Source organism: Micromonospora sp. C28SCA-DRY-2, assembly GCF_030519475.1.
Lineage (GTDB): Bacteria > Actinomycetota > Actinomycetes > Mycobacteriales > Micromonosporaceae > Micromonospora.
Map to the genome: position 1 here is coordinate 37,565 of NZ_JAUMKD010000005.1, position 23,075 is coordinate 60,639.

The following is a 23,075-nucleotide window of genomic DNA, read 5'->3' on the forward strand; positions in this document are numbered from 1 at the left end:
GCGGCCTCTTCGGCCGGCGAGAGGGCGGGTGACGGCGGCCACATCGCAGGCCACCGAGGGTCTGATTGGCTGTCGGAGCGGCGTTGCGCCGGACGTAGCATTTCGCTGCCACCCCCCGAGCACGCCTGAGGAGCGATGTCCCGTGCCCGACTCCACTTCCCAGCACACCAGCGCCCCCGTCGTCGGCACCGCTCGCGTCAAGCGCGGCATGGCCGAGATGCTCAAGGGTGGCGTGATCATGGACGTGGTCAACGCCGAGCAGGCCCGGATCGCCGAGGACGCCGGCGCCGTCGCGGTGATGGCGCTCGAGCGGGTGCCCGCCGACATCCGGGCCCAGGGCGGGGTGTCCCGGATGAGCGACCCGGACATGATCGACGGCATCATCAACGCCGTCTCGATCCCGGTGATGGCCAAGGCCCGCATCGGTCACTTCGTGGAGGCCCGGATCCTCCAGTCGCTCGGCGTCGACTACGTCGACGAGTCCGAGGTGCTGACCCCGGCCGACTACGAGAACCACATCGACAAGTGGGCGTTCACCGTCCCGTTCGTCTGCGGCGCGACCAACCTGGGCGAGGCGCTGCGCCGGATCACCGAGGGCGCGGCCATGATCCGCTCCAAGGGCGAGGCCGGCACCGGTGACGTCTCCAACGCCACCACCCACATGCGGAAGATCCGCAAGGAGATCCGCCGGCTCCAGTCGCTGCCGGAGGACGAGCTGTACGTCGCGGCCAAGGAACTCCAGGCCCCGTACGAGCTGGTCAAGGAGGTGGCCCAGACCGGCAAGCTGCCGGTGGTGCTGTTCACCGCCGGTGGGATCGCCACCCCGGCCGACGCCGCCATGATGATGCAGCTCGGCGCCGAGGGCGTCTTCGTCGGCTCGGGCATCTTCAAGTCCGGCAACCCGGCCCAGCGGGCCGCCGCGATCGTGAAGGCCACCACCTTCCACGACGACCCCGACGTGCTGGCCAAGGTCTCCCGTGGTCTCGGCGAGGCGATGGTCGGCATCAACGTCGACGAGATCCCGCAGCCGCACCGGCTGGCCGAGCGGGGCTGGTGACCATGAGCGGGCCCACCATCGGTGTGCTCGCCCTCCAGGGCGACGTGCGCGAGCACGTCGCGGCGCTGACCGGGGCGGGCGCGGACGCCCGCCCGGTCCGCCGGCCCGAGGAACTGGATGCGGTGCACGGGCTGGTCATCCCCGGCGGGGAGTCCACCACGATCAGCAAGCTGGCCGACATCTTCGAGATGCGCGAGCCGATCGACAAGCGGATCGCCGGCGGCCTGCCGGTCTACGGCTCCTGCGCCGGCATGATCATGCTGGCCCGGGAGGTGCTCGACGGCCGCCCGGACCAGCGCGGCTTCGACGGCATCGCGATGACCGTGCGGCGCAACGCGTTCGGCCGGCAGGTGGACTCGTTCGAGGCGCCGGTGGCGGTCAGCGGCGTCGAGGGCGGGCCGTTCCACGCGGTGTTCATCCGGGCGCCCTGGGTGGAGCGGGTCGGCGAGGGCGTCGAGGTGCTCGGCACGGTCACCGAGGGCCCGGCCGCCGGCCGGATCGTGGCGGTGCGGCAGGGCAACCTGCTGGCCACCTCGTTCCACCCCGAACTCACCGGCGACCTGCGGCTGCACCGCTACTTCGTGGGGCTGGTCCGGGCCGCCTCCTGAGCGGTCCGCGACTCGTCCGGGCCGCCTCCTGAGCGGTCCGCGAGTCGTCCGCGCCGGTCAGCCGGCGACGGAGCGCAGGCGTCCGGGCCGCCGGCCGAGGAGCCGGTCCAGGTTGGCGGCGGAGGCGGCGTCGGCCGGGAGCTGGACGACGATCCGCTGGTGGGCGGCGTCGGCGAGCTCCAGGGTCTCGTAGGCCAGCCGCAGCGGGCCGACCTCCGGGTGCCGCAGCTCCCGGACGCCGGTCCGTGGGGCGGCCACCGGACGCCGCTCCCACCGCTCGGTGAACGGCGCGCCGACGGTCCGGGCCAGCCGGTCGGCGAACGCGTCGGTGGCCGGGTCGCCGCGGCGCAACCGGTGCAGCTCGGCGATCTGCTGGTCGGCCAGCTCCGCCCACTGCGGGAAGTGGTCGCGGGCGCGTTCGTCGGCGAGCGTGAACCACAGCAGGTTCGGCCGGCTGCCGTCGAGCAGGCCCAGCGGGCGGGCCAGCCGGTCGAAGGGGTCGTTCCAGGCCAGCACGTCGCTGAGCTGGTTCACCACGTACGCCGGGGCGTCGCGGAGCCCGTCGAGCACGGCCCGGACCGTCGGGCGGACGGCGCGGGCGGCCGACGGTCGCTCGCCCGGGCACAGTTGCCGGCTGTGGCTGACCATGGCGAGCTGTTGCAGGTGGTCCCGGTCGGCGTCGTCGAGCAGCAGGGCGTCGGCGAGCGCCGCGAGGATCTCCGGCGAGGGTCGGGTGTCCCGCCCCTGCTCCAGCCGGGTCAGGTACTCCACGCTCACCTGGGCCAGCGTCGCCAGCTCCGCCCGGCGCAGACCGGGCGTGCGGCGGCGCGGACCCGGGGCGAGACCCACGTCGGCCGGCCGCCGGGCCTCCCGCCGGCTGCGCAGGAACGCGCCCAACTCTCCGTCCATCACCCGTCCAGTCTGGCACCGGGGCATCGCCGTTGGGTGTCCCCGGCAGGGCCACCCTCGCGCCGGCCTCCCCACCGGCGCTGGCCGCCCCGACGATCGTCGCCATGAGCACTGCACAGACAGCAGGACCGATCCGGATCGGTCTGATCGTGGGAAGCACCCGACCCGGCCGGCGCGGCGGCGCGGTCGCCCAGTGGGCCGCGCAGGTGGCGTCCCGTCACCCGGCGGTACGCGCCGGCGCCGTCGAGGTCGAGGTGATCGACCTGGCGGAGCAGGCGTTGCCGCTGCTCGACGAGCCCGTGCCGGCGATGTTCGGCGACTACCGGCAGCCGCACACCCGTCGGTGGAGCGGGGTGGTGGCCGCCTGCGACGCGTTCGTCTTCGTCACCGCGGAGTACAACCACTCGATCCCCGCCGCGCTGAAGAACGCCGTCGACTACCTGTACGCCGAGTGGAACGACAAGGTGGTCGGGCTGCTCAGCTATGGCGTGCAGGGCGGCAACCGGGCGGCCGACCACCTGCGGCTGATCCTGGCCGAGGTGCGCGCGGCGGTGGTACCCACCCAGGTCTCGATCTCGATCTTCACCGACTTCGACTTCTCCGGATCCGATCCCGGCGATCCCACGGCGCCCGGCGTGCTGGCGCCCGGCGAGGGGCGCCAGGAGTCGTTCTCGACCATGCTGACCGAGATCGTGACCTGGTCCGCCGCCCTGCGAGCCGGGGCCCGCCCCCCGGCCGTCGAGGGCAGCCCCGAGCTGGTGGGGTGAGCGTGGAGACGATCATGATCCGCTACCGGGTCCGTCCCGAGCACCTGTCGGAGCACCTGCTCCTGCTCCGGGCGGTCCACGACGAGGTGGCCCGGGTACGGCCGCCAGGGCTGCGCTACGTGACGTTCCAGCTGGACGACGAACGCAGCTTCGTCGACGTGGCCATGGGCCCGGAGCTGCCGGGGCCGCTGCCGTCGCTGGCGTCGTTCCGGCGCTACCGGGCGGGCCTGGAGGACCGGTGCGAGGAGCGGGCCACGTTCGACTTCACGGTGGTGGGGTCGTACGGCTTCGGGGAATGACCGGCCGGCCCGTCCGTGTTGTGCCTGTTCGGGCGGCATCGGACGGGCCGGCGCCGTGCGGCGCGTGACAGCGACCCGCCGGCCGCCGGTAGGATTGCCGAGATTCGGCAGGGCCATCAGCCCGCCGCGGCTCCCAGCAGAGAGATCACCGGCACCTCGGCGTGCGCCGGCGGGGAGCGGGGCGTGTGCGGTGCGGTCGATGCAGACGGCGGGTAGCAACGGAGGTAACAGATGTCCGGCCACTCAAAGTGGGCGACGACCAAGCACAAGAAGGCGGTCATCGACGCCAAGCGCGGCAAGATGTTCGCCAAGCTGATCAAGAACGTCGAGGTGGCCGCGCGGACCGGTGGCGGCGACCCGGCCGGTAACCCGACGCTCTACGACGCCATCCAGAAGGCGAAGAAGAACTCGGTCCCCAACGACAACATCGACCGCGCGGTCAAGCGCGGCTCCGGCCTGGAGGCCGGCGGCGCCGACTACCAGACGATCATGTACGAGGGCTACGGCCCGAACGGCGTCGCGCTGCTCATCGAGTGCCTGACCGACAACCGCAACCGCGCCGCGACCGAGGTGCGGACCGCGCTGACCCGCAACGGCGGCTCCTTCGCCGACGCCGGCTCGGTGTCGTACATGTTCTCCCGCAAGGGCGTGGTGATCGTGCCCAAGGCCGGCACCAGCGAGGACGACGTGATGATGGCCGTGCTGGACGCGGGCGCCGAGGAGGTCAACGACCTGGGCGAGGCGTTCGAGGTGGTCTCCGAGCCGGGTGACCTGATCGCGGTGCGTACCGCCCTGCAGGACGCCGGCATCGAGTACGAGTCGGCCGAGTCGTCGCTGATCCCGAGCGTCAACGTCCCGCTGGACGAGGAGGGCGCCCGGAAGATCTTCAAGCTGATCGACGTGCTGGAGGACTGCGACGACGTGCAGAACGTCTACGCGAACTTCGACGTCAGCGACGAGATCATGGCCGCGGTCGGCTGAACCGACTGCCCCTGACGATGGTTCGACGGCGAGGCGCGAACGGGATCCCGTGAGACTCCGTTCGCGCCTCGGCCGTTTCTGAGCTGCGTCAGTCGCGCTGGGTACGTTCGGCGACGGCCGGCAGGGCGCGTACGAACGAGGCGAGGCTCTTGTACGGTTCGCCGTCGAGGACTCGCGCGGCCAGCCCGAACGGGAACCCGGTCACGCCGAGCGCCGAGACCGCTGGGACGCCTGCCGACTTCTCGTGCTCGACCCACTCGCCACCGTGGGCCCGGATGACCACCTCCCCGGTGTAGGCGCCGATCAACCGCCACCACAGGTCGAGGTGCTCCTCGGCCAGCGGTCCGTCAGCGATCAGGTCGCCGCAGACCTCGTCGAGTGTCGACAGGCTCTCCGGTGACCAGTCCAGTCGGTGGCCGAACTGCCGGAGAACCAGATCCGCGCACTCCTCGGCGAGGGCGTGCAGGTACGTGGGGTCGGGCGCACTCATGGTTGGCGATCCTCGCACAGGCGGCGCCCGGACCGGTGACGGCTGGTCAGGTTGCCCGGACGGGCCGAACGCCGGTGGTGTGGGGTGGCCGGGGTCAGCGACGGAAGCCCCGTCGTACCGGCTGACCGGTCAGCGGCCGTCAGGCCGGGGCGGTGACCCGGAACGCGGTCAGGCGGGCGGGCCGACCAGGCTCGGGAACGGGAAGTCGAGGTCGAACTCCTCGTTGTCGCGCGCGTCGCGGTAGACCCACTGCCGGGGGCTCACCTGCTCCGCCGTCGACCCCCGGGTCCAGCCGCGCAGCCCGGCGTAGCCGACCGCCACGCCACCAAAGTTGTCACCGAACCACAGCTCCACCCGGTGCCGGCCGGGCCCGATCTCGCGCTGCTGGATGTCCTGCACGACCATGCCGCCCGGGCCGACGCCGTGGTACGTCTCCCGGAAGTGCTGGTACGGCGCGTGGTCGCCGGCCAGGCGTTCGAACTCGACCTGTTCGAAGACGAACGCGGCGAACTCCCGGATGCTTCCGGGCGACTTCAGCGGGTACTCGGTGACCAGGGTGAACGTCGCGCGCTGCGGGTCGTACACGTAGGAGAAGACGAGGGCCTCCATGATGTGGTTGAGCCCCCCGCGCGGGTCGCGCATCGGTTCCACGGTTTCTCCTTACGGGTACGGGCCTTCGTACATGATGTGCGTCTTCTCGGCGAACAGCGGATCGTTCTTGTCGACGATGTTGCCGTCGGCGTCGAGGAAGAGGTTATCGGCGGGGCTGTCGCCGGACTGGGCGGACTGCCAGCGGAGATAGCCGTTGGCCTGGCGGCTCCACTGGCTCGCACTGGGGTTGTCGCCGGTGGGCCGCATGAAGCGCAGCCGTTCGACGCCGTTCTCGTCCTTCCAGACGAAGCCCTCGTTGTTGCGGGTCGGGGTCTCGGTCCAGTTGCGCGGGCGTTGCGCGCGCAGCGACCGGATGGAGATGCCGCGCAGCGACCGGACCGGGAACGGGGTGGCTTTGGGGTGCCGCAGCCGGTTGTTGGGAAGGCCGAGGTTCCTCAGGTCCTGGCCGGGGCGGAGCAGGTCGCCGACCGGCCCGAAGATGCCCCGGGCGAAGCCGCCACGCCCCTGCCGCCGGAGCCGGCGCAGCTTTCCCTTACCCATTGAGCACCGCGTCGATGGCGAGGTTGAGCAGCTGGTCGATGACCAACGACGTGATCATCTTGAAGATCGGGATCTGGGCCAGCGACGCGCCGAAGGTGGGTGCGGCGGTGGCGATCGCCTGCGCGATCTGGATCGCCAAGAGGACCAGCTGCACGATCACGTTGATTTTCAGGACGAGGACCACGCCCGCCGTGAGGAACAGCCCCACCGCGACGCCCTGCGCGGCGCTGACCCCGTCGGTGAGGTTCGCTATCGGCGCCTCCTGGCCGCTCCACCGCTGCTGGAACGCCGCGACCGCCTGACCGGTGTTGGCGGCCCAGACCGACTCGCCGGCCTGCTGCGCCTCGGCGCCGACCGTCTGCACTGTCGCGGCCAGGTTGAGCCAGTGCTGGCCCAGCTCGAAGAGCTTCTCCTCGTCGGCCTCCGGCCAGCTGTAGCCGAGCATCCCCAGCAGCGAGACGAGTTCCCCGGGAAGCTGCAACCCCATCGCGTCACCCGCCCAACGCCTGGCCGATCTTGCGCAGGCCGGCCTCGACCTGCTGATCGGCCTCCTCGAACGCGTCGGCCATGGTGTGCAAGCCGGCGGCGAACTGCCCGAGCACCTCGCCGTTGCCCTCGAAGCAGCTCATGGCCAGGTCGTGGATGCCGAGGTACAGCTCGCCGATCAGGGTGCCGAGGTCGTCGCCGCCCCACGGCTCACCGAGCCCCTGCACCGTGCTCTCGAACTGCTCCAGGACCTCGGCCATCCGGTCGACCGACCGGTCGAGCGACTCCGCGCTGGCGCGCAGCGCCTCGGGATCCACCTGGAAGCCGGACATCGACATGCTCGCCTCCGTACTCGTGGGCGGGCTTGCGGTGCCGATGCTAGCCGTCGGGTCCACTGTGGGGTGTCCCGCGCGGGACTTCTGTCCGACTCGCGACCGCGACCTTGCCCGCCGTCCGGCTCCGTGATCCGGCGGGCAGGCCGCCGAGCGGCGCGCCGTCCCGCCGGCCGCAACCGCCCCGTCCGGTGCCCGGGAGGTCGTCCGGGCGGCGCCGGACCCTGGCTAGGCTGGGCGGATGCAGCTGAGCGGTGGCGCGGGGGACAGCGCAGGTCAGGCGGCCGACGGGCGGCGGTTCGCGCCCGGTGACGTGGTGGTCCGGCGGGAGATCCTGCTCGGCGAGGTGTGGTTCGGCTGCCCGACCATCTGCGTGGAGGACACGCCCGACCTGCTCGCGCTCTACCTGCCGCCGGGCGCCGAGTTCGGCTTCCCCCGGCGCGGCGTCTTCCCGGCCGGTCGGCACCCGTGGGAGGCCGCCGGCCACCGGGCCTGGAGCGGGCACGGCAAGCTGATGCTGCACCGCCCCGGCGAGGCGCACTCGCTGGACGTCTTCTGGACCGGCCCGGACCGCGCCTTCGCCGGCTGGTACTTCAACCTCCAGGACCCGTTCCGGCGGACGCCGATCGGGGTGGACACCCTGGACCACGAGCTGGACCTCTGGTGGCCGGCGGACGCCGAGCGCTACGTCTGGAAGGACGTGGAGATGTTCGCCCAGCGCCTGGCGGAGGGGCGTTACCCGGGGATGGCCGACGCCATCCGGGCCGAGGGCGACCGGATCGCCGCCCTGCTGGACGCGGGGGAGCGCTGGTGGGACGAGAACTGGGCATCCTGGAAGCCCGACCCGGCCTGGCCGGTGCCGAGGCTGCCCGCCGGCTGGGACACCGTCCCCGGCTGACCCCCTCCGGAGGGTGGGGCGGCCCGGGCAGATCGACTCCGGATCGCCGATGTGGCGGTGTCCGGGTGATCGGGACACCGCCACATCGGCGACGTGGTGCCGGATCCGGCGCGCGCCGGCGGCCGGCTCAGGCGACGGTCTCGCGGGAGCGCCAGGCGGCCCGGATCGAGGTGCGGCCGTTGGTGCGCAGCAGCGAGCCCTCGTACACCCGCGCTCCGGCCAGCAGGAACGCGACGGCCGCGACCAGCAGCAGGGCCAGCGACACCAGCGGCTCCCAGCCGGCCGCGTCGCCGGTGAACAGCCGCAGCGGCATCGCCGTGGGCGAGGAGAACGGCAGGTAGGACAGCACCTGCATGGCTGTCGCGTTGTCGTTCAGGAAGATCACCGCGAAGAACGGCAGCATCACCGCGAGCTGCACCGGCATGGACACGCCGGCGATGTCCTCCTGCCGGTTGACCAAGGCGCCGGCCGCCGCCCACATGGCCGCGATCAGCACGAAGCCGAGGAGGAAGAACGGTACGAACCAGCCGATCGCCGGCCCGAGCAGGGTGAGCAGCCCGCCGCTGTCGGCGAACCGCATGCCGACCACGGTGACCAGGGCGATCAGCGCGATCTGCCCGAGCGCGAGCACCGTGCCGGCGACCAGCTTGCCGGCCAGCAGCGCGCGCACCGGCACCGCGGCCACCAGGATCTCCACCACCCGGGTCTGCTTCTCCTCCACCACGCTCTGCGCGATCTGCACGCCGAAGGTCTGCGAGGTGACGAAGAAGACGAACGCGAAGGCGAACGGCACCAGGAACGCCACCACCGGGTCCACCGCGTCCGGGTCGAGCAGCCGGACGTCGGGCTGGCTGCTCAACGCCGTCACCACGTCGTCGGGCGCCTCGTCCATGGCCAGCACCGCCGGCCCGGCGACCACCGCGGCGTCCACGTCGCCGTCGCGGACGGCCTGCTCGGCGGCCCGGTCGTCGGCGACCGTGCGCACCTCCAGCCCGGCCTCGCGCAGCGGCCCGGCCGCCGCCTCGGTCACCGCCACGGTCGACGGGCCGCCGGAGAGCAGCGGCGGCAGGATCGTCGCCGCCGCGGCGATGAGCAGGAAGAACAGCGTGCTGATCAGGAACGTGCGGTCGCGCAGCTTGACCCGGATCTCGCGGGCGGCGACCAGGCGGGTGGCCTGCGTGGTGTTCACTGGGCGACCTCTCGGAAGATCTCGGTGAGGGAGGGGCTGACCGGGCGGAACGCCCGCACCGGGCCGCGGGCCAGCGCCGCGTGCAGCACCGGCTGCTCGTCCGCGCCGGGGGCGAGGTCGAACACGGCGCGGGCACCGTCGAGGTCGACCAGGGTCACCCCGGGCTCGTCCCGCAGCCAGCCGGCGTCGGTCGCCACCACCAGCTCGAACCGGGGTGAGGTGTACGTCCGGCGCAACTGCTCCCGGCTACCGGCGGCGCGGATCATCCCGTCCGCGATGATCACCAGGTCGTCGCAGAGCCGCTCGACGACGTCGAGCTGGTGGCTGGAGAAGAGCACCGGCACCCCGGCGGCGGCCCGCTCCCGCAGCACCGCCACGACCGTGTCCACGGCCAGCGGGTCGAGGCCGGAGAACGGCTCGTCGAGCACCAGCACCTCGGGATCGTGCACCAGCGCGGCGGCGATCTGGGCGCGCTGCTGGTTGCCCAGCGACAGGGTCTCCAGCAGGTCGTCGCCGCGTTCGGCGAGCCCGACCCGCTCCAGCAGGGCGTCGGTGTTGCGCCGGGCCGCCGCCGTGGTCATCCCGTGCAGCCGGCCCAGGTAGGCCACCTGCTCCCGGACGCTCATCTTCGGGTAGAGGCCACGTTCCTCCGGCATGTAGCCGAAGCGCCGGCGGACCTCCCGGGTCAGCGGCACGCCCTGCCAGCTGACCTGGCCGGCGTCCGGGGCGAGCACGCCGAGGATGATCCGCATGGAGGTGGTCTTGCCGGCGCCGTTGCCGCCGACGAAGCCGGTCATCCGGCCGGCGGCCACGTCGAACGACACGTTCCTGAGCACCTGACGGTCGCCGAAGCTGCGGTCGACGCCGTCGAGACGGAGCACATTCATCACGATGGTCACGCTAGGTCGCCGGCGGCCGGCTGCCGTCCGTCCACCGGTGGAGCGTCCGGGTCCGCCGCAAGACGGAGCTGATCATCCGCCGGGCCGCACCACCCCGTGCTCGTACGCGAAGACCACCGCCTGCACCCGGTCGCGCAGCCCGAGCTTGGCCAGCACCCGGCTCACGTGGGTCTTCACCGTCGCCTCGCCCAGGTGCAGCTCGGCGGCGATCTCGCCGTTGCTGGCGCCCCGGGCGACCAGCACCAGCACCTCCCGCTCGCGGGGGGTCAGCTCGTCGAGCGCCGCCTGCCCGGAGACCGCCGCCCCGGCCGCGTCGCCGGGCCGGGCGAAGGTGGCGATCACCCGCCGGGTCAGCTCCGGGGCGAGTAGCCCGTCGCCGCGGGCCAGCACCCGGATCGCCTCGACCAGCGCCTCCGGCGTGCCGTTCTTCAGCAGGAAGCCGCTAGCCCCGGCGCGCAGCGCGGCGAACAGGTAGTCGTCCCGGTCGAAGGTGGTGAGGATCAGCACCGCCGACCCGCCCGGCCCCTCCTGCTCCGCGGTGATCCGCCGGGTGGCCGCCAGCCCGTCGACACCGGGCATCTCCACGTCCATCAGTACCACGTCCGGGCGCAGCGCCCGGGTCATGGCCACCGCGCGCTCGCCGTCCGCGGCCTCGCCGACCACCTCGATGTCGTCCTCCACCTCGAGGATGACCCGGAAGCCGGTACGCACCAGGTGCTGGTCGTCGGCGAGCAGCACCCGGATCGGCCGGTCCGCCCCGGTCATCTCGGCGCTCACGCCCGCACTCCGCTTCGCTCGCTCATGACGGACGCTCCGCCGGCACGGGCAGCGGGAACCGCGCCCGGACCCGCCAGCCGCCACCGGCCCGCGGGCCCACCTCCAGCGCGCCGCCGTGCGTGGCGACCCGTTCACGCATGCCGACCAGGCCCAGCCCGTCGGCGTTCGCCGGGCGGGTGGCCCGTCCGTCGTCGGTCACGTCGACCTCCACCTCGTGTGCCAGGTAGCGGATCCGTACGTCCAGCACGGTCGCACCGGTGGCGTGCTTGATCGCGTTCGTCACGGCCTCCTGGGCCACCCGGTACGCGGCCTGGGACACCGAATCGGGCAGCGGCACCGGGTCCCCGAACACCCCCAGCGCGGCCCGCAGCCCGGCCTCGCGGGCCCGGTCCACCACGGCCGCCACCTGGTCGATCCCGGCCGGGCCGGCCGGCTCGGGGCCGTCCGGGCGGGCATCGCGGGCGCGCAGCACGCCGAGCATCCGGCGCAGCTCGTCCACCGCGGTGCGGGCGGTCTCCTCGATCGCGCCCAGCGCCGTGCGGGCCTTGACCGGGTCCTTGTCGAGGACCCGCCGGGCGGCGGACGCCTGCACCCCCATCACCGACACGTGGTGGGCCACCACGTCGTGCAGTTCCCGGGCGATGCGCACCCGCTCACCGACCACCGCGTGCTCGCGGACCTCGGCCTGCGACCGGCGCAGCTGCTCGGCCCGCTCGGCCAGTTCGTACTGGCGGCGGGCGGCCAGCCAGGCGGTCTCCCCGAAGAAGTACGCGAACCCGAAGTACAGCCCGTTGACCAGCACCCCGCTGACGATCGCGGCGAGCACCGGGGGCACCGGCCCGACCGCGCGGGCGAAGGCGTCCGGCGGGATGCTGCCGATGGTGGTCGCGTAGTACACGCCGAGCCAGACGAACATGATGACGATCACGCCCACCCGCAGCCGCTTGGACAGCCGCCGGTCCCGCCCCCAGGCGCCCAGGGTGTAGATCGCGGCGAACAGCGCCCACGACGACAGCTGGGTCTCCGGGGCGGAGCGCGCCTGGGCGGCGATGAACGCGGCCGAGATCACCAGCGTGACGGTGGCGGGGAAGCGGCGCCGCCAGATCAGCGGCAGGGTCACCGCGACGGTCCAGAAGACCTGTTCCGGCCCGGACGGCGGCGGCCCGAGCAGGAACGCCCCGGTGCTGCGGGCCAGGGTGAGGCTGAACAGCGCCAGCACCGTGGCGGCCAGCCCGACGTAGACGTCGAACCGCTGCTGCTCCGGGGTGGGCCCGGGCCGCCGCCAGTCGTCGTCCGTCTCGGTGTTCACCCTGGTGAGGATCTCATCCGGCGGGTCGACGCCGGTCAGGTACCCGGCCCGGACGGCCCGGCCCGGTCCGGCGGCGGGCGCCCGCGGCGGGCCCGGCGGCGGTGACCCGGTCGAGCAGCCGGTCCAGCCGCCCGCGCTCAGCGGCCGCCCCGACCGGCCGGGTCCAGCCGACGAACCGGGCGAACAGCTCGGCCGGGTCCGGTGGCCGGGGCCGCAGGCGCAACCAGTCCGCGGCGGCCTCGTGCAGCAGCACGCAGAGGTAGACCGACAGGCCGACCGGGTCGTGCGCGTACTCGACGCGCAGCGCCAGCTTGGCCGGCTGGCAGGGCCAGGGCGCCGCGCAGGCCCGGCACCGCCAGGCCGGTCGCGCCGCGACGTGCCGCCGCCCCGTCCCGGGTACGGATCCCGCGCGCCTGACCATCATCGACCTCCTCCGTCGTGCCTGTTCACACTCTGCTGCCCGGCCGACTACGGTCGGAAGGCGTCGACGGGCCACCGCCCGGCGGTGGCGGTGCGCGGTGGGGCTGTGGTGGAGGTGTGATGAGCGACGGGCGGCTGTCCACGCTGGAGTTCCTCGGCGGCGAACTGCGCCGGGCCCGGCGCGACCGGGGGCTCAGCCAGGAGGACCTGGCTCAGGGATCAACTACTCGTCGTCGCTGGTCGGCATGGTGGAGATCGGCCACCGCACCCCGTCGCTGGACTTCGTCGGCCGGGTCGACGCGGCGCTGGAGTCCGGCGGTTTCTTCGAGCGGCTACTTGACCTGGTTCGCGCCGACGCCGCGCCGCCGTGGCTGCGCGAGTGGATCCAGGTGGAGGCGGAGGCCACCCTGATCCGTTGGTTCGAGCCGTCGCTGATCCCCGGCCTGCTCCAGACCGAGGCGTACGCCCGCGCGGTGCTCACCGGCGGCGGCATGCTCCGCGAGCCCGAGGTCGAGCAGCGGGTCACCTCCCGACTCGGCCGGCAGGCGGTGCTTACCCGGGAGGCACCGCCGGAGGTGGTCTTCGTGGTGGACGAGGCGGCGCTGCGGCGGCGGATCGGCGGCCGAGCGGTGATGGCCGAGCAGTTCGGGCATCTGTTGCGGGTCACCGAGTTGCCGCACGTCGACCTGCACGTGGTGCCCATCGACGCCGGCATGCACGCCGGGCTGGCCGGGGCGTTCATCCTGGCCCGCACGCCGGACGGCGGCGAGGTGGCGCATGTGGACACTCCGCTGCGCGCGCACCTGAGCGACCACTCAGCCGACGTTGATAGCCTTCAACGCAGGTGGGAGAGCCTGCGGGGCGAGGCGCTGCCCCGCCGGGCGTCGCGGGAACTGATCGCGGAGGTGGCACGGTCATGGACCTGACGGGCGCGGCCTGGCGCAAGTCCACCCGCAGTGACAATGGTGGGTCCACCTGTGTCGAGGTGGCGACGAACCTGGCCGGCGTGGTTGGCGTACGCGACAGCAAGGACCGGGGCGGGCCGGTGCTGGCCTTCGGCCCGGCGGCCTGGACCGGCTTCCTCGCCGCGGCCGCCAGCGGGGCGCTGCGCCCGCGCGACGACCGCCAGCCCTCCTGATCGGGGACCTCGGTCCTCGCGTGACCGGCGGCCGGCCCGCGGGGGCGGTGCGCGGTCGGTGGTGGTTCAGTAGCCTGCCGGGACCCGTTCCAGCCGACGGGCTGTTTCGGCGTCACGCAGGGCCCGGGTGGTGACCCGGGAGGCGAGCGGGAGCGCGGCGAGCACGAGGCCGAGGGCCGCGGCGACGAAGGTGGCGCGGATCCCCAGGCTGCGTCCGAGCAGGCCGCCGGCGAGGGCGCCGAGGGGGACGACACCCAGGACGACCAGGCGGTAGGCGGCGGTGACGCGGCCGAGGAGTTCGTCGGGGACCGCTGCCTGGCGCAGGGTGCTGACCACGATCTGGTTCAGCGAGGTGGCGACGGCGGCGCAGAACATGCTGGCGAGGGCGAGGGGCGGGTGGTCACCCAGGCCGAGGATGGCGTAGCTGGCGGCCGGGGCGAGGGCGGCGAGCCAGGTGACGGGGCCGCCGCCGATGCGGGGCACGACGTGTTCGGCGAGCAGCGAGCCGGCGATCGCACCGGCGGCGGGAACGGCGACGAACAGGCCGTAGTGGGCCATGGGCAGGTGGTACGGGCCGGTGATCAGCAGCACGAGCAGTCCACCGGTGGCCGCGCCGAAGAAGTTGATCGCCGCCGAGATGAACGCGACCCGGCGCAGCAGGTCGTGGCGCCAGAAGTGGGCCCATCCCGAGCGGATGTCCTGGGTGATGGTGGTCGGGGTCGAGCGGCGCCGCTCGTGCTCCTCGCCGGTGGGGCGCAGCGCGGGCAGGAGCAGGGCTGCCAGGCCGGCGAGGGCGAAAGCGGCCGCGCCGGTGTAGAAGGCCGCTGATGCCGCCAGCGCGAACAACGCCGCGCCGGCGGGCGGACCGATGAAGGTGTTGATGACGGACTGGGTGGCGAACAACCGGCCGTTGGCGCGCTCGAGCTGCTCGCGCGGCAGCAGACGGGGCGGGATGGTCAGGGAGGCGTTGTCGACCAGCGTCTCGGCGCAACCGGCGAGGAACACCGCGGCGTAGAGCAGTGCGACGTGGCGCCATCCGTTCGCCAGGGCAACGGCGAGCAGCGCGAACCCGGCCGCGCGCAGCCAGTTGCCGGCGGTGAGGATCCGACGTCTGTCCACCCGGTCGGCCAGCGCGCCGGCGGGGAGGGTTGCCACCAGCCAGGGCAGGAACTGCGCCACCGTCATGCCCGCCACCAGGAGCGGGTCACGGGTCAGCGTGGCGACGAGCAGCGGCGCCGCGGCCTGCAGCAGCCCGTCGGCGAGGTTCGAGGACGCTTGGGACGCCCACAGTGCGGCGAACGGTCTGCGTGGGGCGGCGGCAGGCACGAGCGGTCTCCCGACGAGGTTCTCATGGGTGATTGGCTGATTGAGCGTGAGTATGGCAGCGGACCTTCTCACATGCAACAATGCTTCTACCCATGAGAGGAGCGGATGGTGAGGTTCGGCCACATCGCGGGCGACCCCATGCTCGACCTGGTGAACACCGTTGACTGGCGCCTCGGCGGGCACGAACGCACGGAGCGGCTCAACGCCTTCACCGACGTCGTCGACTGGTGCGTCGAGTCCGACCTGGTCAGCGCGGACGAGGCCGTGGCCCTGCGCCACCTCGCCGACCAGGACGACGCGCGGGCCGAGCGGGAACGGCAACAGGTCATCGAGGCGCGCGAGAGGGTCTACGCGGCTCTCTTCGAGGACGACCCCGCCGCCGCCGCCGACCTCGCGGGCATGTACCGGGCGGCGATCGCCGCGGCCGACCTGGTCCGCACGGGCGGCCGCTGGCAATGGCAGGACCGGGAAACCGACCTCCGCCTGCCGCGCGACCGCATCGTCCGCGGGCTGGTGGCGCTCACCCAGCGCGCCGACCTCGACCGCCTCCACCAGTGCGAAGACGCCAAGTGCGGCTGGGTCTACCTGGACACGTCGCCGCGCCGGAACCGCCGCTGGTGCGACACGAAGGACTGCGGCGACCGCAACCGGGCCCGCGCCTACTACGCCCGGCAGAAGGCGAAGAGCCGCCAGCCCTGATCCCTGCGACCGGGGGCGTTGATCGAGTCTCGGCGCCGTGCGGTACGGCCGGCCGGCGACCCGGACGCGCCAGGGCCGGCACCCGGTGGGTGCCGGCCGGCGACGCTCGTGGTGGCCGGGTCAACCGGCGCTCGCTACCAGGGCACCGGGCCCTCCGCGCCGAAGAAGCCGCCGGTCGGCCCGTCCGCGCCGAGCGTGGCCAGGCGCACCACGACCGCGGCGCCCTGCGCGGGGGTGAGGAAGCCGGTGTGGTTGTTGCTGTCCGTGGCGCAGAAACCCGGCGCGACGGCGTTGACCAGGATGCCGTCCTTGCGCAGCTCGTTGGCGTACTGCACGGTCAGCGCGCTCACCGCGGTCTTGGACGGCGAGTACGCCGCCGACGGCAGCAGCCCGGCCAGCGGACCGTCCGGGTCGCTGGTCATGGTCAGCGAGGCGGCGTGACTGCTGACGTTGACGATGCGCGGCGCGGGCGACCGCCGCAGCAGCGGGAGCAGGGCGTTGGTCACCGTGATCACCCCGAACACGTTGGTCTCGAACACCGCCCGGACCATGTCCAGGTCGACGGTGCTGGGCACCTGGTCGCGGGCGTCCGCCGGCGAGACCTGCCCGGAGCCGGTGATCCCGGCGTTGTTGACCAGCACGTCGAGGCGGCCGAAACGCTCCTGCGTCCACCTCGCCGTGGCCCGGATGGTGTCCGCGTCGGTGACATCGAGGGCTACCGCGTGCGCCTCGCCGCCGGCGGCCCGGACCGCCGCCGCGGCCTCCTCGCCGCGGCCGGGGTCCCGCGCGCCGATCAGCACCGTCATGCCCGAGGCGGCGAGCTGCTCGGCGGTCGCCCGGCCGATCCCCTTGTTCGCCCCGGTGACCAGCGCGATCGTCCGGTCTGTCCTGTGCTCGTTCACTGGCAGGCTCCTGCTCGTGTGGTCGCCGTGCCGCGCGGGCCGTCCGCGCGGCGTCCTGACGGACATGGAGATGCCGGCGCCCCGGCCCCCGTGACAGCGCGGCGGTGTGGCCCGGGCCACCGATCACGGATGTCACAGGGCGGCGGGGACCGGCGTCTGGTGGGTGGCACAGTCGACGGCGAGGGAGGCAGCCGGCCATGAGCGAGCGACCACTGGACCCCGCCGGACCGCTGCCTTCGGGCGACCGGATGGGCTCCGCGACCGAGGCGTTCGTCGCCCACCGCAACCTGCTGTTCACCGTCGCCTACGAGCTGCTCGGCTCGGCCGCCGACGCCGAGGACGTCCTGCAGGAGACCTGGCTGCGCTGGGTGGGCGTCGACCTCGACCCGGTGCGGGACCAGCGCGCGTACCTGGTCCGGATCACCACCCGGCAGGCGCTGAGCCGGCTGCGGACGCTGCGCCGCCGCAAGGAGTCCTACGTCGGCCCGTGGTTGCCCGAGCCGCTGCTGACCGCGCCGGACGTGGCCGAGGACGTCGAGTTGGCCGAGAGTGTCTCGATGGCGATGCTGCTGGTGCTGGAGACGCTCTCGCCGACCGAGCGGGCGGTGTTCGTGCTGCGGGAGGTCTTCGACCTGGACTACGACGAGATCGCCGAGGCGGTCGACAAGAGCCCCGCCGCGGTCCGCCAGATCGCCCACCGGGCGCGGGGCCACGTCGCGGCGCGCCGGCCACGCGGGGTGGCCTCCGCCGCCCAGACCCGGGACGCGCTGGCGGCGTTCCAGTGGGCGGTCGAGACCGGCGACCTGCGGCAGTTGCTCGACCTGCTCGCGCCGGACGTGGTCGTGCTCGGTGACGGTGGGGGAGTGGTGAAGGCGGTGCCGAAGCCCGTCGTGGGCGCCGACCGGGTGGCCCGCCTGCTGACCGCCGGGCTGGGCAGGATCGACGCGGCGTCGCTGCGACCGGCCCAGGTCAACGGCTACCCGGCGCTGATCCTCCGGGTCGACGGCGTGATCGACACGGTCATGGCGCTGCGCATCGACGACGGCCTCATCAGCGGGCTCTACGCCGTCCGCAATCCGGAGAAGTTGTCCCGGGTTGAGCGGGAGATCGCGGTCAGCCGCTGACCCCGCCGGAGCGACGGCCGCGGCCCGGCACCCCACTGGGTGCCGGGCCGCGATGTTCGTGCGGGTCAGCGCTGGGCGCGGTACGCCTTGATGGCGCTGTCGACGGTGTCCCAGAGCGCGACCAGCGCCGTGCCGGCGACCACCACGGTGGCCACGGTGTTCAGGTTGTCGCCCTGGTTGAGCCACTCGAAGCGGTTCACGAGGTCGGGGTTGAGCAGCCGGTCGGTGGACATCAGCCAGATCACCGGCACTGCGAAGGCCAGGTTGAGCGCGGCGTTGACCGTGACCAGCGGCCAGGTCCATCGGCCGGTGCGGTACTTGGCGATCTCCAGCCCCACGGTGGCGACCAGCACGGTGATCAGGAACGGCAGCCAGAAGCTCCACAGCGCCGGGTCGAGGATCGGTAGGTTCTTCTCACCGTCGGTGGGGACGAACGACCGGAAGTGCTGTACCGGCAGGTAGGCGATGAACAGCGTCAGGAAGCCGATCGAGGCGGCGGTGTCGGTCAGGGTGATCTGCCGGTCGACCGGGCCTTCGGGGAGTTGGTCGACGCTCCAGCGGGGCAGGTGTAGTGGGGTTTTGGTGCGTTCCAGTACCGCGAAGACCAGGGTGACCCAGAAGGCGATGTGCAGCGCCACCGAGAGAGCCGTGGCGACGCCCTCGCCGATCGCCCCGCCGGGGTTGTCGCCGTCGGCGGCCGCGAGCAGCCCGACCAGGATGCCGACCGTGGCCGGTACGAAGCTGAGCAGCAGCTTCAGCAGCCGCTCCCAGGCCAGGTAGTAGGTCGGGCCGATGAGCTGCAACCGGCGGTCGGAGTAGCGGGCGGCCAGCTGTGCCGGGTCGCCCAGTTCGGTGAGGACCTCCCGCTCCGCTGTGGTGGCGTCCTGCCCGCCGGCCGTGCGGCCGTCGATCATGTCCTCGATCGAGCCGCGCAGTTCGGTGGCGATCTCCTCGCGGCGCGCGACCGGCACCGAGCGCAGGGTCGCGGCGAGGTAGCGGTCGGTCAGGGTGGTCATCGGTCGGCTCCTTCGATCAGTTGGGTCAGAGAGGTCTGTACGGCGGTCAGGTCCGTGAGGAGTCGGTCGAGCACCGACTCGCCCTCCGGGCTGGTCCGGTAGAACTTGCGCGGCCGGCTCTCCTCGGTGTTCCACTCGCTGGTCAGCAGCCCCTGCTCCTCCAGCCGCCGCAGCAGCGGGTAGAGCGTGTTGGCGTCGACCGGGAAGCCGTGGTCCGTGAGGCGTTGCAGCAGCGCGTAGCCGTAGTCGGGTCGGCGCAGGGCGACGAGGCTCGCCACCACGACCGTGCCCCGGCGCAATTCCTGGAGGTGGGTCCGCAGGATCTCATCGCTCACCATGCATCACACGATACTGTGTGGCGCACACTGTTGTCCATCACCATATCGTCGTGCTGATCACTCATGGTGTGACCGACGGGAAACATGTGCCGGCCCGGCCCGCTGAGTGCGGGCCGGGCCGGTGGGTGCCGGGCCGGGGATGCCGGCTGGCCGGTGGTGGCGGGTGGTTCAGCAGGCGGGGCCCTGCCGGAAGGTGCGCTCGACGTACCAGGCCGGGCCGACCTGGAAGGAACCGACACCCGGCCGGATCGGGTGCCCGGTGAACAGCTCCACCCGGGTGCCGATCCGGACCAGGTAGGCGGTGGCGTCGCCGGCGTCGTTGCTGATCATCGCGCCGCGCGGGCCGTAGATCTGCTCCAGCTCGGCGAAGGACATGCCGACCGCCGCCCCGGCGGGCGAGCGCGGCGGCGCGGTGGCGGTGGCCACCTCCACCAGCCGACCGTGCCGGAACGCCAGCAGCACCACGCCGGCCCACTCGCCGGTGGCGCCGGCGTGCACCACCCCGGCGCAGCCGGGCGCTGTCCAGTCGATCCGGCCGGCGGCGGCGAGGCGATCCAGCCGCGCCCCGATCCGGTACGGGCCGGTGCCGCGCACGCTGAGCACCTCGACCTGGGAGCTCCGGGCCGCGGCCGGCCGGGCGGCCGGCCGGGCGGCGACGGCACGGTCGGGCGTGACCGTGGTGGCGGTGCCGGCGGATCGGGCCGCTCCGGTGCTCGGGGCGGCCCCGGGTCGGGCGGCGGCCGGGGCGGCGACGGTGCCGATCGTGGCGAGGGCCAGCGCCCCCGCGACGACGACGGACGAGAGACGGTTCATGGCGGGTTCTCCTCCTGGGTGCGGGTCTCCTGTCCTGTTGGTCTCCGCCCGCACCGGATCCGTTCGTCGCGTTTCCGACCGGCCGCCAACCACCGCCCACCGGCCACCGCCCGACCGACGGGCCACCGCCCACCGAGCCACGGCCCACCGAGCCACCAACCACCGGTCACCGGCCACCGGCAGGCCACCGCCCACGGCCCAGCGCCCCGGCCACCGCCCATCGCCCACGGGGGCGGCGCTGCGGCGGGCGGGCGCGCCGGTGCGGCGGACACGGCCGGCGGATCGGGGAGTGCCGCCGGCCGGCCGGCCCGTCTACGGTCGAGGTGGACCGTCCCGGGAGGGCGGGTCACGGGGGTGACGGCATGACCGCTCCGGTGCGGATCGGCTCCTACCGGATCGAGCGGCTGCTCGGGGCGGGGTCGTTCGCGACGGTCTGGCTCGGGCACGACCCGGTGCTCGACTCCCGGGTGGCGGTCAAGGTGCTGGCCGAGAACTGGAGCCACGACCTGCGGGTCCGGGAACGCTTCCTGGACGAGGCGCGGCTGCTGCGGCGGCTCGACCACGACCGGGTGGTCCGGGTGCACGCGGTGGGCGAACTGCCCGACGGCCGGCCGTACGCGGTGCTGGCCTGGGCGGACGGCGGCAGCCTGCGGGACCGGCTGGCGCGCGGGCCGCTGCCGGTGGTGTCCGCCGTGGACCTGCTCGGCGAGATCGCGGCCGGGGTCGCCGTGCTGCACCGGCACGGGGTGGTGCACCGCGACCTGACCCCGGGCAACATCCTGTTCCGGTCCACCCCCGCCGGCGAGCGGGTGCTCGTCGCCGACCTGGGGCTGGCCAAGGCGCTCGCCGCCGCCTCCGGGCTGACCGCCCGGGCGGGCACCCCCGGTTACATGGCCCCCGAGCAGGACGACCCGCTCGCCGTGGTGGACACCCGGGCCGACGTGTTCGGGCTGGGCCGGCTCGGCGTACGGCTGCTCTGCGCGGCCGCCGAGCGGCCCGGTGCGCCGGTCCGGCCCCGCCCCGGCGTGCCGCCGGCGGTGACCGCGGTGCTGCGCCGGGCCACCGCACGCCGCCCGGCCGACCGCTACCCGGACGCGGCGGCGTTCCGCGCCGCGCTCTGCGCCGCCGCCGCGCCGCCCGGCGGTGCCGGCGGTGCCGCGGCGCGGCGCGACGGATCCGGTGGGACGGCACCGGCCGACCCGGCGTCCGAGGTGTCCGGGGGCCGGCGGGGCGGCCGGCGCCGGGCCGGGCTGGTGGGGGCGGGCGTGCTGGCGCTCGTCGCGCTGGGCTTCGCGGCCGGGGACGGCGCCGCCCCGCCCCGCCCCGGCGCCGCCACCGCCGGCAGCGGTCCGGTCACCGTCACCCTGCCGCCGGGCTGGCGGGCCGACGGCACCGGTTGGGCCGGCCGGTACGGCGACGACGGGGATCTGGAACCGGCCCTGGTCGTCTCGCCGGACCCGGCCCGCTGGGCGGCCGACCCGAGCCTGCCGGGCGCCTTCGTCGGCCTCTCCGCGAGCACCGCCCGGCGGACCGGCGCCGAGGGTTTCCTCGCCGAGCGCCCGCACGCCGACTGCGCCGCCGCGCCGGTGCGGCGGACCCGGCAGGGCGGGGTGGACTGGGTGGTGGCCGGGTACGCCTGCCCGCGCGGGCGGCCGGTGATCGTGGAGGCGGCCGGGACGACCCCGGCCGGACTGCTCTACGTGCAGGTGGTGCCGCCGCCGGGCGCGGGGCCCGCGTTCGTCGACGGGCTGCTGGCCGGGGTGCGGGTACGCCCGCCGAACGACTAGGAGCCCGACCTGTCGGGTGATCGTCGGCGGTGGATCGACCTCCCGTAAGGTCGACAGCGTGACAGCCGTTACGGAGTCGCCGTGTCGGCGCGGATGAGGCTGACGGCGGTGACCCTCGACTGCGCCGACCCGTTGGTGCTGGCCGCGTTCTACCAGCGGGCCACCGGGCTCCACCTGGACGATCGATCCGACGGCGACTTCGCCGGGCTGGTCCGACCCCGCTAGACGACCACCACGGTGATGGTGTGCTCGCGGCCGTCCTTCGGGATGGTCACCGCCACCGTGCCGGTCCGCACGAAGCGGATGTCCACCACCCCCGCCTCGTAGTGGCGGGAGACCAGGTCCTCCCGGTCCACCGTGACCAGGCCCGGCCCGATGCCCTGGATGCGCAGCACCGCCCCGGCGGCGAAGCAGAGCGACTCGATCAGTTCCAGTTCGGTCTCGGCGAGGACGATGTCGTACCGGATCGGGCCGTGGCAGGCGGGCGTCGGTGACGGGCTCCGGGTACCCCGGCCGGGGGTGGTCGGCGGGGGAACGGCCGGCGCGGGACGCCGGGTCGTCGGCGCGGCCGTCGACGGGCCCGGCGGGGTCGGCGGGGCCGACGGGGTGCCGGCGGGCGGGCCGGGCGGGCTGGTGGTGCCGGCGGCGACCGGAGCCGGGGGCTGGACGGGCAGCGGCGAGACGGGCCTGTCGCCGCCGCACCCGGCGATCCCGGCGACCACGGCGAGCAGGCCCGCGACGGCGGCGGCCGGTCGGCGGCGCTCAGTCATCCGCGAGCCGTTGCCGGACCTGCCGGCGGGCCAGGTGGACGCGGGACTTCACGGTGCCCTCCGGCACGTCGAGCAGGTCGGCAATCTCGGGGTAGCTCAGCTCCAGCACGTCCCGCAGGGCGATCACCTCGGCCAGTTCCGGGCGGACCGCGTCGAGCGCGTCGAGCAGATCGAGCCGGGTGCCGGCGACCACGCTGGTGCGCCGCGGGTCGGGCCGGTCGGGCAGCGGCACGCCGCCGGCCTCGACCAGCCAGCGCCGGCGCAGCACCCGGTAGGTGGACCGGGCCCGGTTGGCGGTGAGCCGGTACAGCCAGGTGTGGAACGACGAGCGCCGCTCGAACCGGGTGATGCCGCGGGCCAGCGCGAGCAGGGTGTCCTGGCACGCCTCCTCGGCGTCCTCGCGGTGCGGCAGCAGCCGGGCGCAGAGCCGCAGCACCTCCGGCCGGACCGCCACCAGCAGCGCGTCCAGCGCGGCCCGGTCGCCGCGCGCGGCGGCGTCGGCCAGGTCCTCGATCCCGTCCGCGAGGGGCATCCGCTCGTCCAATGCTCGCCGGTCCGCCGTCGTTCCAGGCTAGGGCCGTCGGCCCCG

The 23,075-nt window shown here is 73.9% G+C and carries 29 protein-coding genes and 1 pseudogene; 12 read left to right on the forward strand and 18 right to left on the reverse strand.

The features are described from left to right. Positions 1–142: 142 nt before the first annotated feature. The gene (gene pdxS / locus Q3W71_RS20855; RefSeq protein WP_302921066.1) at positions 143–1,057 is read left to right on the forward strand and encodes a pyridoxal 5'-phosphate synthase lyase subunit PdxS; all 915 of its coding nucleotides are present in this window, start codon (positions 143–145) and stop codon (positions 1,055–1,057) included. 2 nt (positions 1,058–1,059) lie between these two features. Then, entirely contained in the window at positions 1,060–1,665 is a 606-nt protein-coding gene (gene pdxT / locus Q3W71_RS20860) for a pyridoxal 5'-phosphate synthase glutaminase subunit PdxT (protein ID WP_302921067.1), read from the forward strand. 57 nt (positions 1,666–1,722) lie between these two features. Here the strand turns inward: pdxT and Q3W71_RS20865 are convergent, their stop codons facing one another. Then, entirely contained in the window at positions 1,723–2,574 is an 852-nt protein-coding gene (locus tag Q3W71_RS20865; protein ID WP_302921068.1) for a helix-turn-helix transcriptional regulator, read from the reverse strand. Positions 2,575–2,678: 104 nt separating this feature from the next. Here Q3W71_RS20865 and Q3W71_RS20870 point away from each other — a divergent pair, with 104 nt between their 5' ends. The 3 genes from Q3W71_RS20870 (at position 2,679) to Q3W71_RS20880 (ending at position 4,621) form a co-directional block, all read left to right on the forward strand. Continuing rightward, complete coding sequence (locus Q3W71_RS20870; protein ID WP_302921069.1) at positions 2,679–3,341, forward strand: NADPH-dependent FMN reductase; 663 nt, start codon at positions 2,679–2,681, stop codon at positions 3,339–3,341. Continuing rightward, entirely contained in the window at positions 3,338–3,640 is a 303-nt protein-coding gene (locus Q3W71_RS20875; RefSeq protein WP_302921070.1) for a hypothetical protein, read from the forward strand. Before Q3W71_RS20870 ends, Q3W71_RS20875 begins: the two co-directional genes overlap by 4 nt. A gap of 231 nt (positions 3,641–3,871) precedes the next feature. Beyond that, on the forward strand, positions 3,872–4,621 hold the full coding sequence (locus Q3W71_RS20880; protein ID WP_302921071.1) for a YebC/PmpR family DNA-binding transcriptional regulator: 750 nt from the start codon (positions 3,872–3,874) through the stop codon (positions 4,619–4,621). Between the two features lie 88 nt (positions 4,622–4,709). On the opposite strand, the gene Q3W71_RS20885 is transcribed toward Q3W71_RS20880, so the two are convergent. The 5 genes from Q3W71_RS20885 to Q3W71_RS20905 form a co-directional block, all read right to left on the reverse strand. Further along, positions 4,710–5,111, reverse strand: coding sequence for a hypothetical protein (locus tag Q3W71_RS20885; RefSeq protein WP_302921072.1), 402 nt, complete (start codon positions 5,109–5,111; stop codon positions 4,710–4,712). 168 nt (positions 5,112–5,279) lie between these two features. Continuing rightward, complete coding sequence (locus Q3W71_RS20890) at positions 5,280–5,762, reverse strand: hypothetical protein (RefSeq protein WP_302921073.1); 483 nt, start codon at positions 5,760–5,762, stop codon at positions 5,280–5,282. Between the two features lie 9 nt (positions 5,763–5,771). After that, the gene (locus Q3W71_RS20895) at positions 5,772–6,263 is read right to left on the reverse strand and encodes a hypothetical protein (RefSeq protein ID WP_302921074.1); all 492 of its coding nucleotides are present in this window, start codon (positions 6,261–6,263) and stop codon (positions 5,772–5,774) included. Next, positions 6,256–6,750, reverse strand: coding sequence for a hypothetical protein (locus tag Q3W71_RS20900; RefSeq protein WP_302921075.1), 495 nt, complete (start codon positions 6,748–6,750; stop codon positions 6,256–6,258). Before Q3W71_RS20900 ends, Q3W71_RS20895 begins: the two co-directional genes overlap by 8 nt. 4 nt (positions 6,751–6,754) lie before the next feature. Beyond that, positions 6,755–7,087: a WXG100 family type VII secretion target gene (locus Q3W71_RS20905; protein WP_109903524.1), complete on the reverse strand. Its 333-nt coding sequence runs from the start codon at positions 7,085–7,087 to the stop codon at positions 6,755–6,757. 235 nt (positions 7,088–7,322) lie between these two features. Here Q3W71_RS20905 and Q3W71_RS20910 point away from each other — a divergent pair, with 235 nt between their 5' ends. After that, positions 7,323–7,979 (forward strand): DUF402 domain-containing protein, encoded by a 657-nt coding sequence (locus tag Q3W71_RS20910; RefSeq protein WP_302921076.1) that lies wholly within the window; start codon positions 7,323–7,325, stop codon positions 7,977–7,979. Between the two features lie 127 nt (positions 7,980–8,106). Here Q3W71_RS20910 and Q3W71_RS20915 read toward each other — a convergent pair whose 3' ends face one another. The 5 genes and pseudogenes from Q3W71_RS20915 to Q3W71_RS20935 all read right to left on the reverse strand — a co-directional run. After that, positions 8,107–9,168 carry an ABC transporter permease gene (locus Q3W71_RS20915; RefSeq protein WP_302921077.1) on the reverse strand — a complete coding sequence of 354 codons (1,062 nt, stop codon included), beginning with the start codon at positions 9,166–9,168 and terminating at the stop codon, positions 8,107–8,109. Continuing rightward, entirely contained in the window at positions 9,165–10,058 is an 894-nt protein-coding gene (locus Q3W71_RS20920; RefSeq protein ID WP_302921078.1) for an ABC transporter ATP-binding protein, read from the reverse strand. Before Q3W71_RS20920 ends, Q3W71_RS20915 begins: the two co-directional genes overlap by 4 nt. Positions 10,059–10,139: 81 nt before the next feature. Beyond that, positions 10,140–10,832: a response regulator transcription factor gene (locus tag Q3W71_RS20925; protein ID WP_302921455.1), complete on the reverse strand. Its 693-nt coding sequence runs from the start codon at positions 10,830–10,832 to the stop codon at positions 10,140–10,142. A 34-nt stretch (positions 10,833–10,866) separates the two neighbouring features. Then, positions 10,867–12,153: a sensor histidine kinase gene (locus Q3W71_RS20930; RefSeq protein ID WP_302921079.1), complete on the reverse strand. Its 1,287-nt coding sequence runs from the start codon at positions 12,151–12,153 to the stop codon at positions 10,867–10,869. 160 nt (positions 12,154–12,313) lie between these two features. Beyond that, a pseudogene (locus Q3W71_RS20935) lies at positions 12,314–12,574 on the reverse strand (hypothetical protein); the annotation flags it as partial. Between the two features lie 244 nt (positions 12,575–12,818). On the opposite strand from Q3W71_RS20935, the gene Q3W71_RS20940 reads away from it, so the two are divergent. Both Q3W71_RS20940 and Q3W71_RS20945 read left to right on the forward strand, forming a co-directional pair. Beyond that, complete coding sequence (locus Q3W71_RS20940) at positions 12,819–13,499, forward strand: DUF5753 domain-containing protein (RefSeq protein WP_302921080.1); 681 nt, start codon at positions 12,819–12,821, stop codon at positions 13,497–13,499. Next, complete coding sequence (locus Q3W71_RS20945; protein ID WP_302921081.1) at positions 13,490–13,711, forward strand: DUF397 domain-containing protein; 222 nt, start codon at positions 13,490–13,492, stop codon at positions 13,709–13,711. The genes Q3W71_RS20940 and Q3W71_RS20945 overlap by 10 nt, the downstream gene beginning before the upstream one ends. Positions 13,712–13,777: 66 nt before the next feature. Here the strand turns inward: Q3W71_RS20945 and Q3W71_RS20950 are convergent, their stop codons facing one another. Next, the gene (locus tag Q3W71_RS20950) at positions 13,778–15,037 is read right to left on the reverse strand and encodes an MFS transporter (protein ID WP_302921082.1); all 1,260 of its coding nucleotides are present in this window, start codon (positions 15,035–15,037) and stop codon (positions 13,778–13,780) included. Between the two features lie 105 nt (positions 15,038–15,142). On the opposite strand from Q3W71_RS20950, the gene Q3W71_RS20955 reads away from it, so the two are divergent. Further along, entirely contained in the window at positions 15,143–15,736 is a 594-nt protein-coding gene (locus tag Q3W71_RS20955; RefSeq protein WP_302921083.1) for a CGNR zinc finger domain-containing protein, read from the forward strand. A gap of 134 nt (positions 15,737–15,870) precedes the next feature. On the opposite strand, the gene Q3W71_RS20960 is transcribed toward Q3W71_RS20955, so the two are convergent. Then, entirely contained in the window at positions 15,871–16,638 is a 768-nt protein-coding gene (locus tag Q3W71_RS20960) for an SDR family NAD(P)-dependent oxidoreductase (protein ID WP_302921084.1), read from the reverse strand. 197 nt (positions 16,639–16,835) lie between these two features. Here Q3W71_RS20960 and Q3W71_RS20965 point away from each other — a divergent pair, with 197 nt between their 5' ends. Beyond that, positions 16,836–17,762, forward strand: coding sequence for an RNA polymerase sigma-70 factor (locus Q3W71_RS20965; RefSeq protein ID WP_302921085.1), 927 nt, complete (start codon positions 16,836–16,838; stop codon positions 17,760–17,762). Between the two features lie 65 nt (positions 17,763–17,827). Here Q3W71_RS20965 and Q3W71_RS20970 read toward each other — a convergent pair whose 3' ends face one another. From Q3W71_RS20970 to Q3W71_RS20980, 3 genes are all read right to left on the reverse strand, one after another. Further along, positions 17,828–18,778 carry a permease prefix domain 1-containing protein gene (locus Q3W71_RS20970; protein WP_302919620.1) on the reverse strand — a complete coding sequence of 317 codons (951 nt, stop codon included), beginning with the start codon at positions 18,776–18,778 and terminating at the stop codon, positions 17,828–17,830. Beyond that, entirely contained in the window at positions 18,775–19,116 is a 342-nt protein-coding gene (locus Q3W71_RS20975) for a PadR family transcriptional regulator (protein WP_302919619.1), read from the reverse strand. Before Q3W71_RS20975 ends, Q3W71_RS20970 begins: the two co-directional genes overlap by 4 nt. A 168-nt stretch (positions 19,117–19,284) precedes the next feature. Continuing rightward, on the reverse strand, positions 19,285–19,929 hold the full coding sequence (locus tag Q3W71_RS20980; RefSeq protein WP_302921086.1) for a hypothetical protein: 645 nt from the start codon (positions 19,927–19,929) through the stop codon (positions 19,285–19,287). 362 nt (positions 19,930–20,291) lie between these two features. Between Q3W71_RS20980 and Q3W71_RS20985 the strand changes: the two genes are divergently transcribed. Then, positions 20,292–21,716: a serine/threonine-protein kinase gene (locus Q3W71_RS20985; protein WP_302921087.1), complete on the forward strand. Its 1,425-nt coding sequence runs from the start codon at positions 20,292–20,294 to the stop codon at positions 21,714–21,716. 81 nt (positions 21,717–21,797) lie between these two features. Beyond that, the gene (locus tag Q3W71_RS20990) at positions 21,798–21,941 is read left to right on the forward strand and encodes a VOC family protein (protein WP_302921088.1); all 144 of its coding nucleotides are present in this window, start codon (positions 21,798–21,800) and stop codon (positions 21,939–21,941) included. Here Q3W71_RS20990 and Q3W71_RS20995 read toward each other — a convergent pair. Continuing rightward, positions 21,938–22,486 (reverse strand): hypothetical protein, encoded by a 549-nt coding sequence (locus Q3W71_RS20995; protein WP_302921089.1) that lies wholly within the window; start codon positions 22,484–22,486, stop codon positions 21,938–21,940. The two genes, Q3W71_RS20990 and Q3W71_RS20995, sit on opposite strands and share 4 nt — an antisense overlap. After that, complete coding sequence (locus Q3W71_RS21000) at positions 22,479–23,018, reverse strand: RNA polymerase sigma factor (RefSeq protein ID WP_302921090.1); 540 nt, start codon at positions 23,016–23,018, stop codon at positions 22,479–22,481. Before Q3W71_RS21000 ends, Q3W71_RS20995 begins: the two co-directional genes overlap by 8 nt. Positions 23,019–23,075 lie beyond the last annotated feature (57 nt).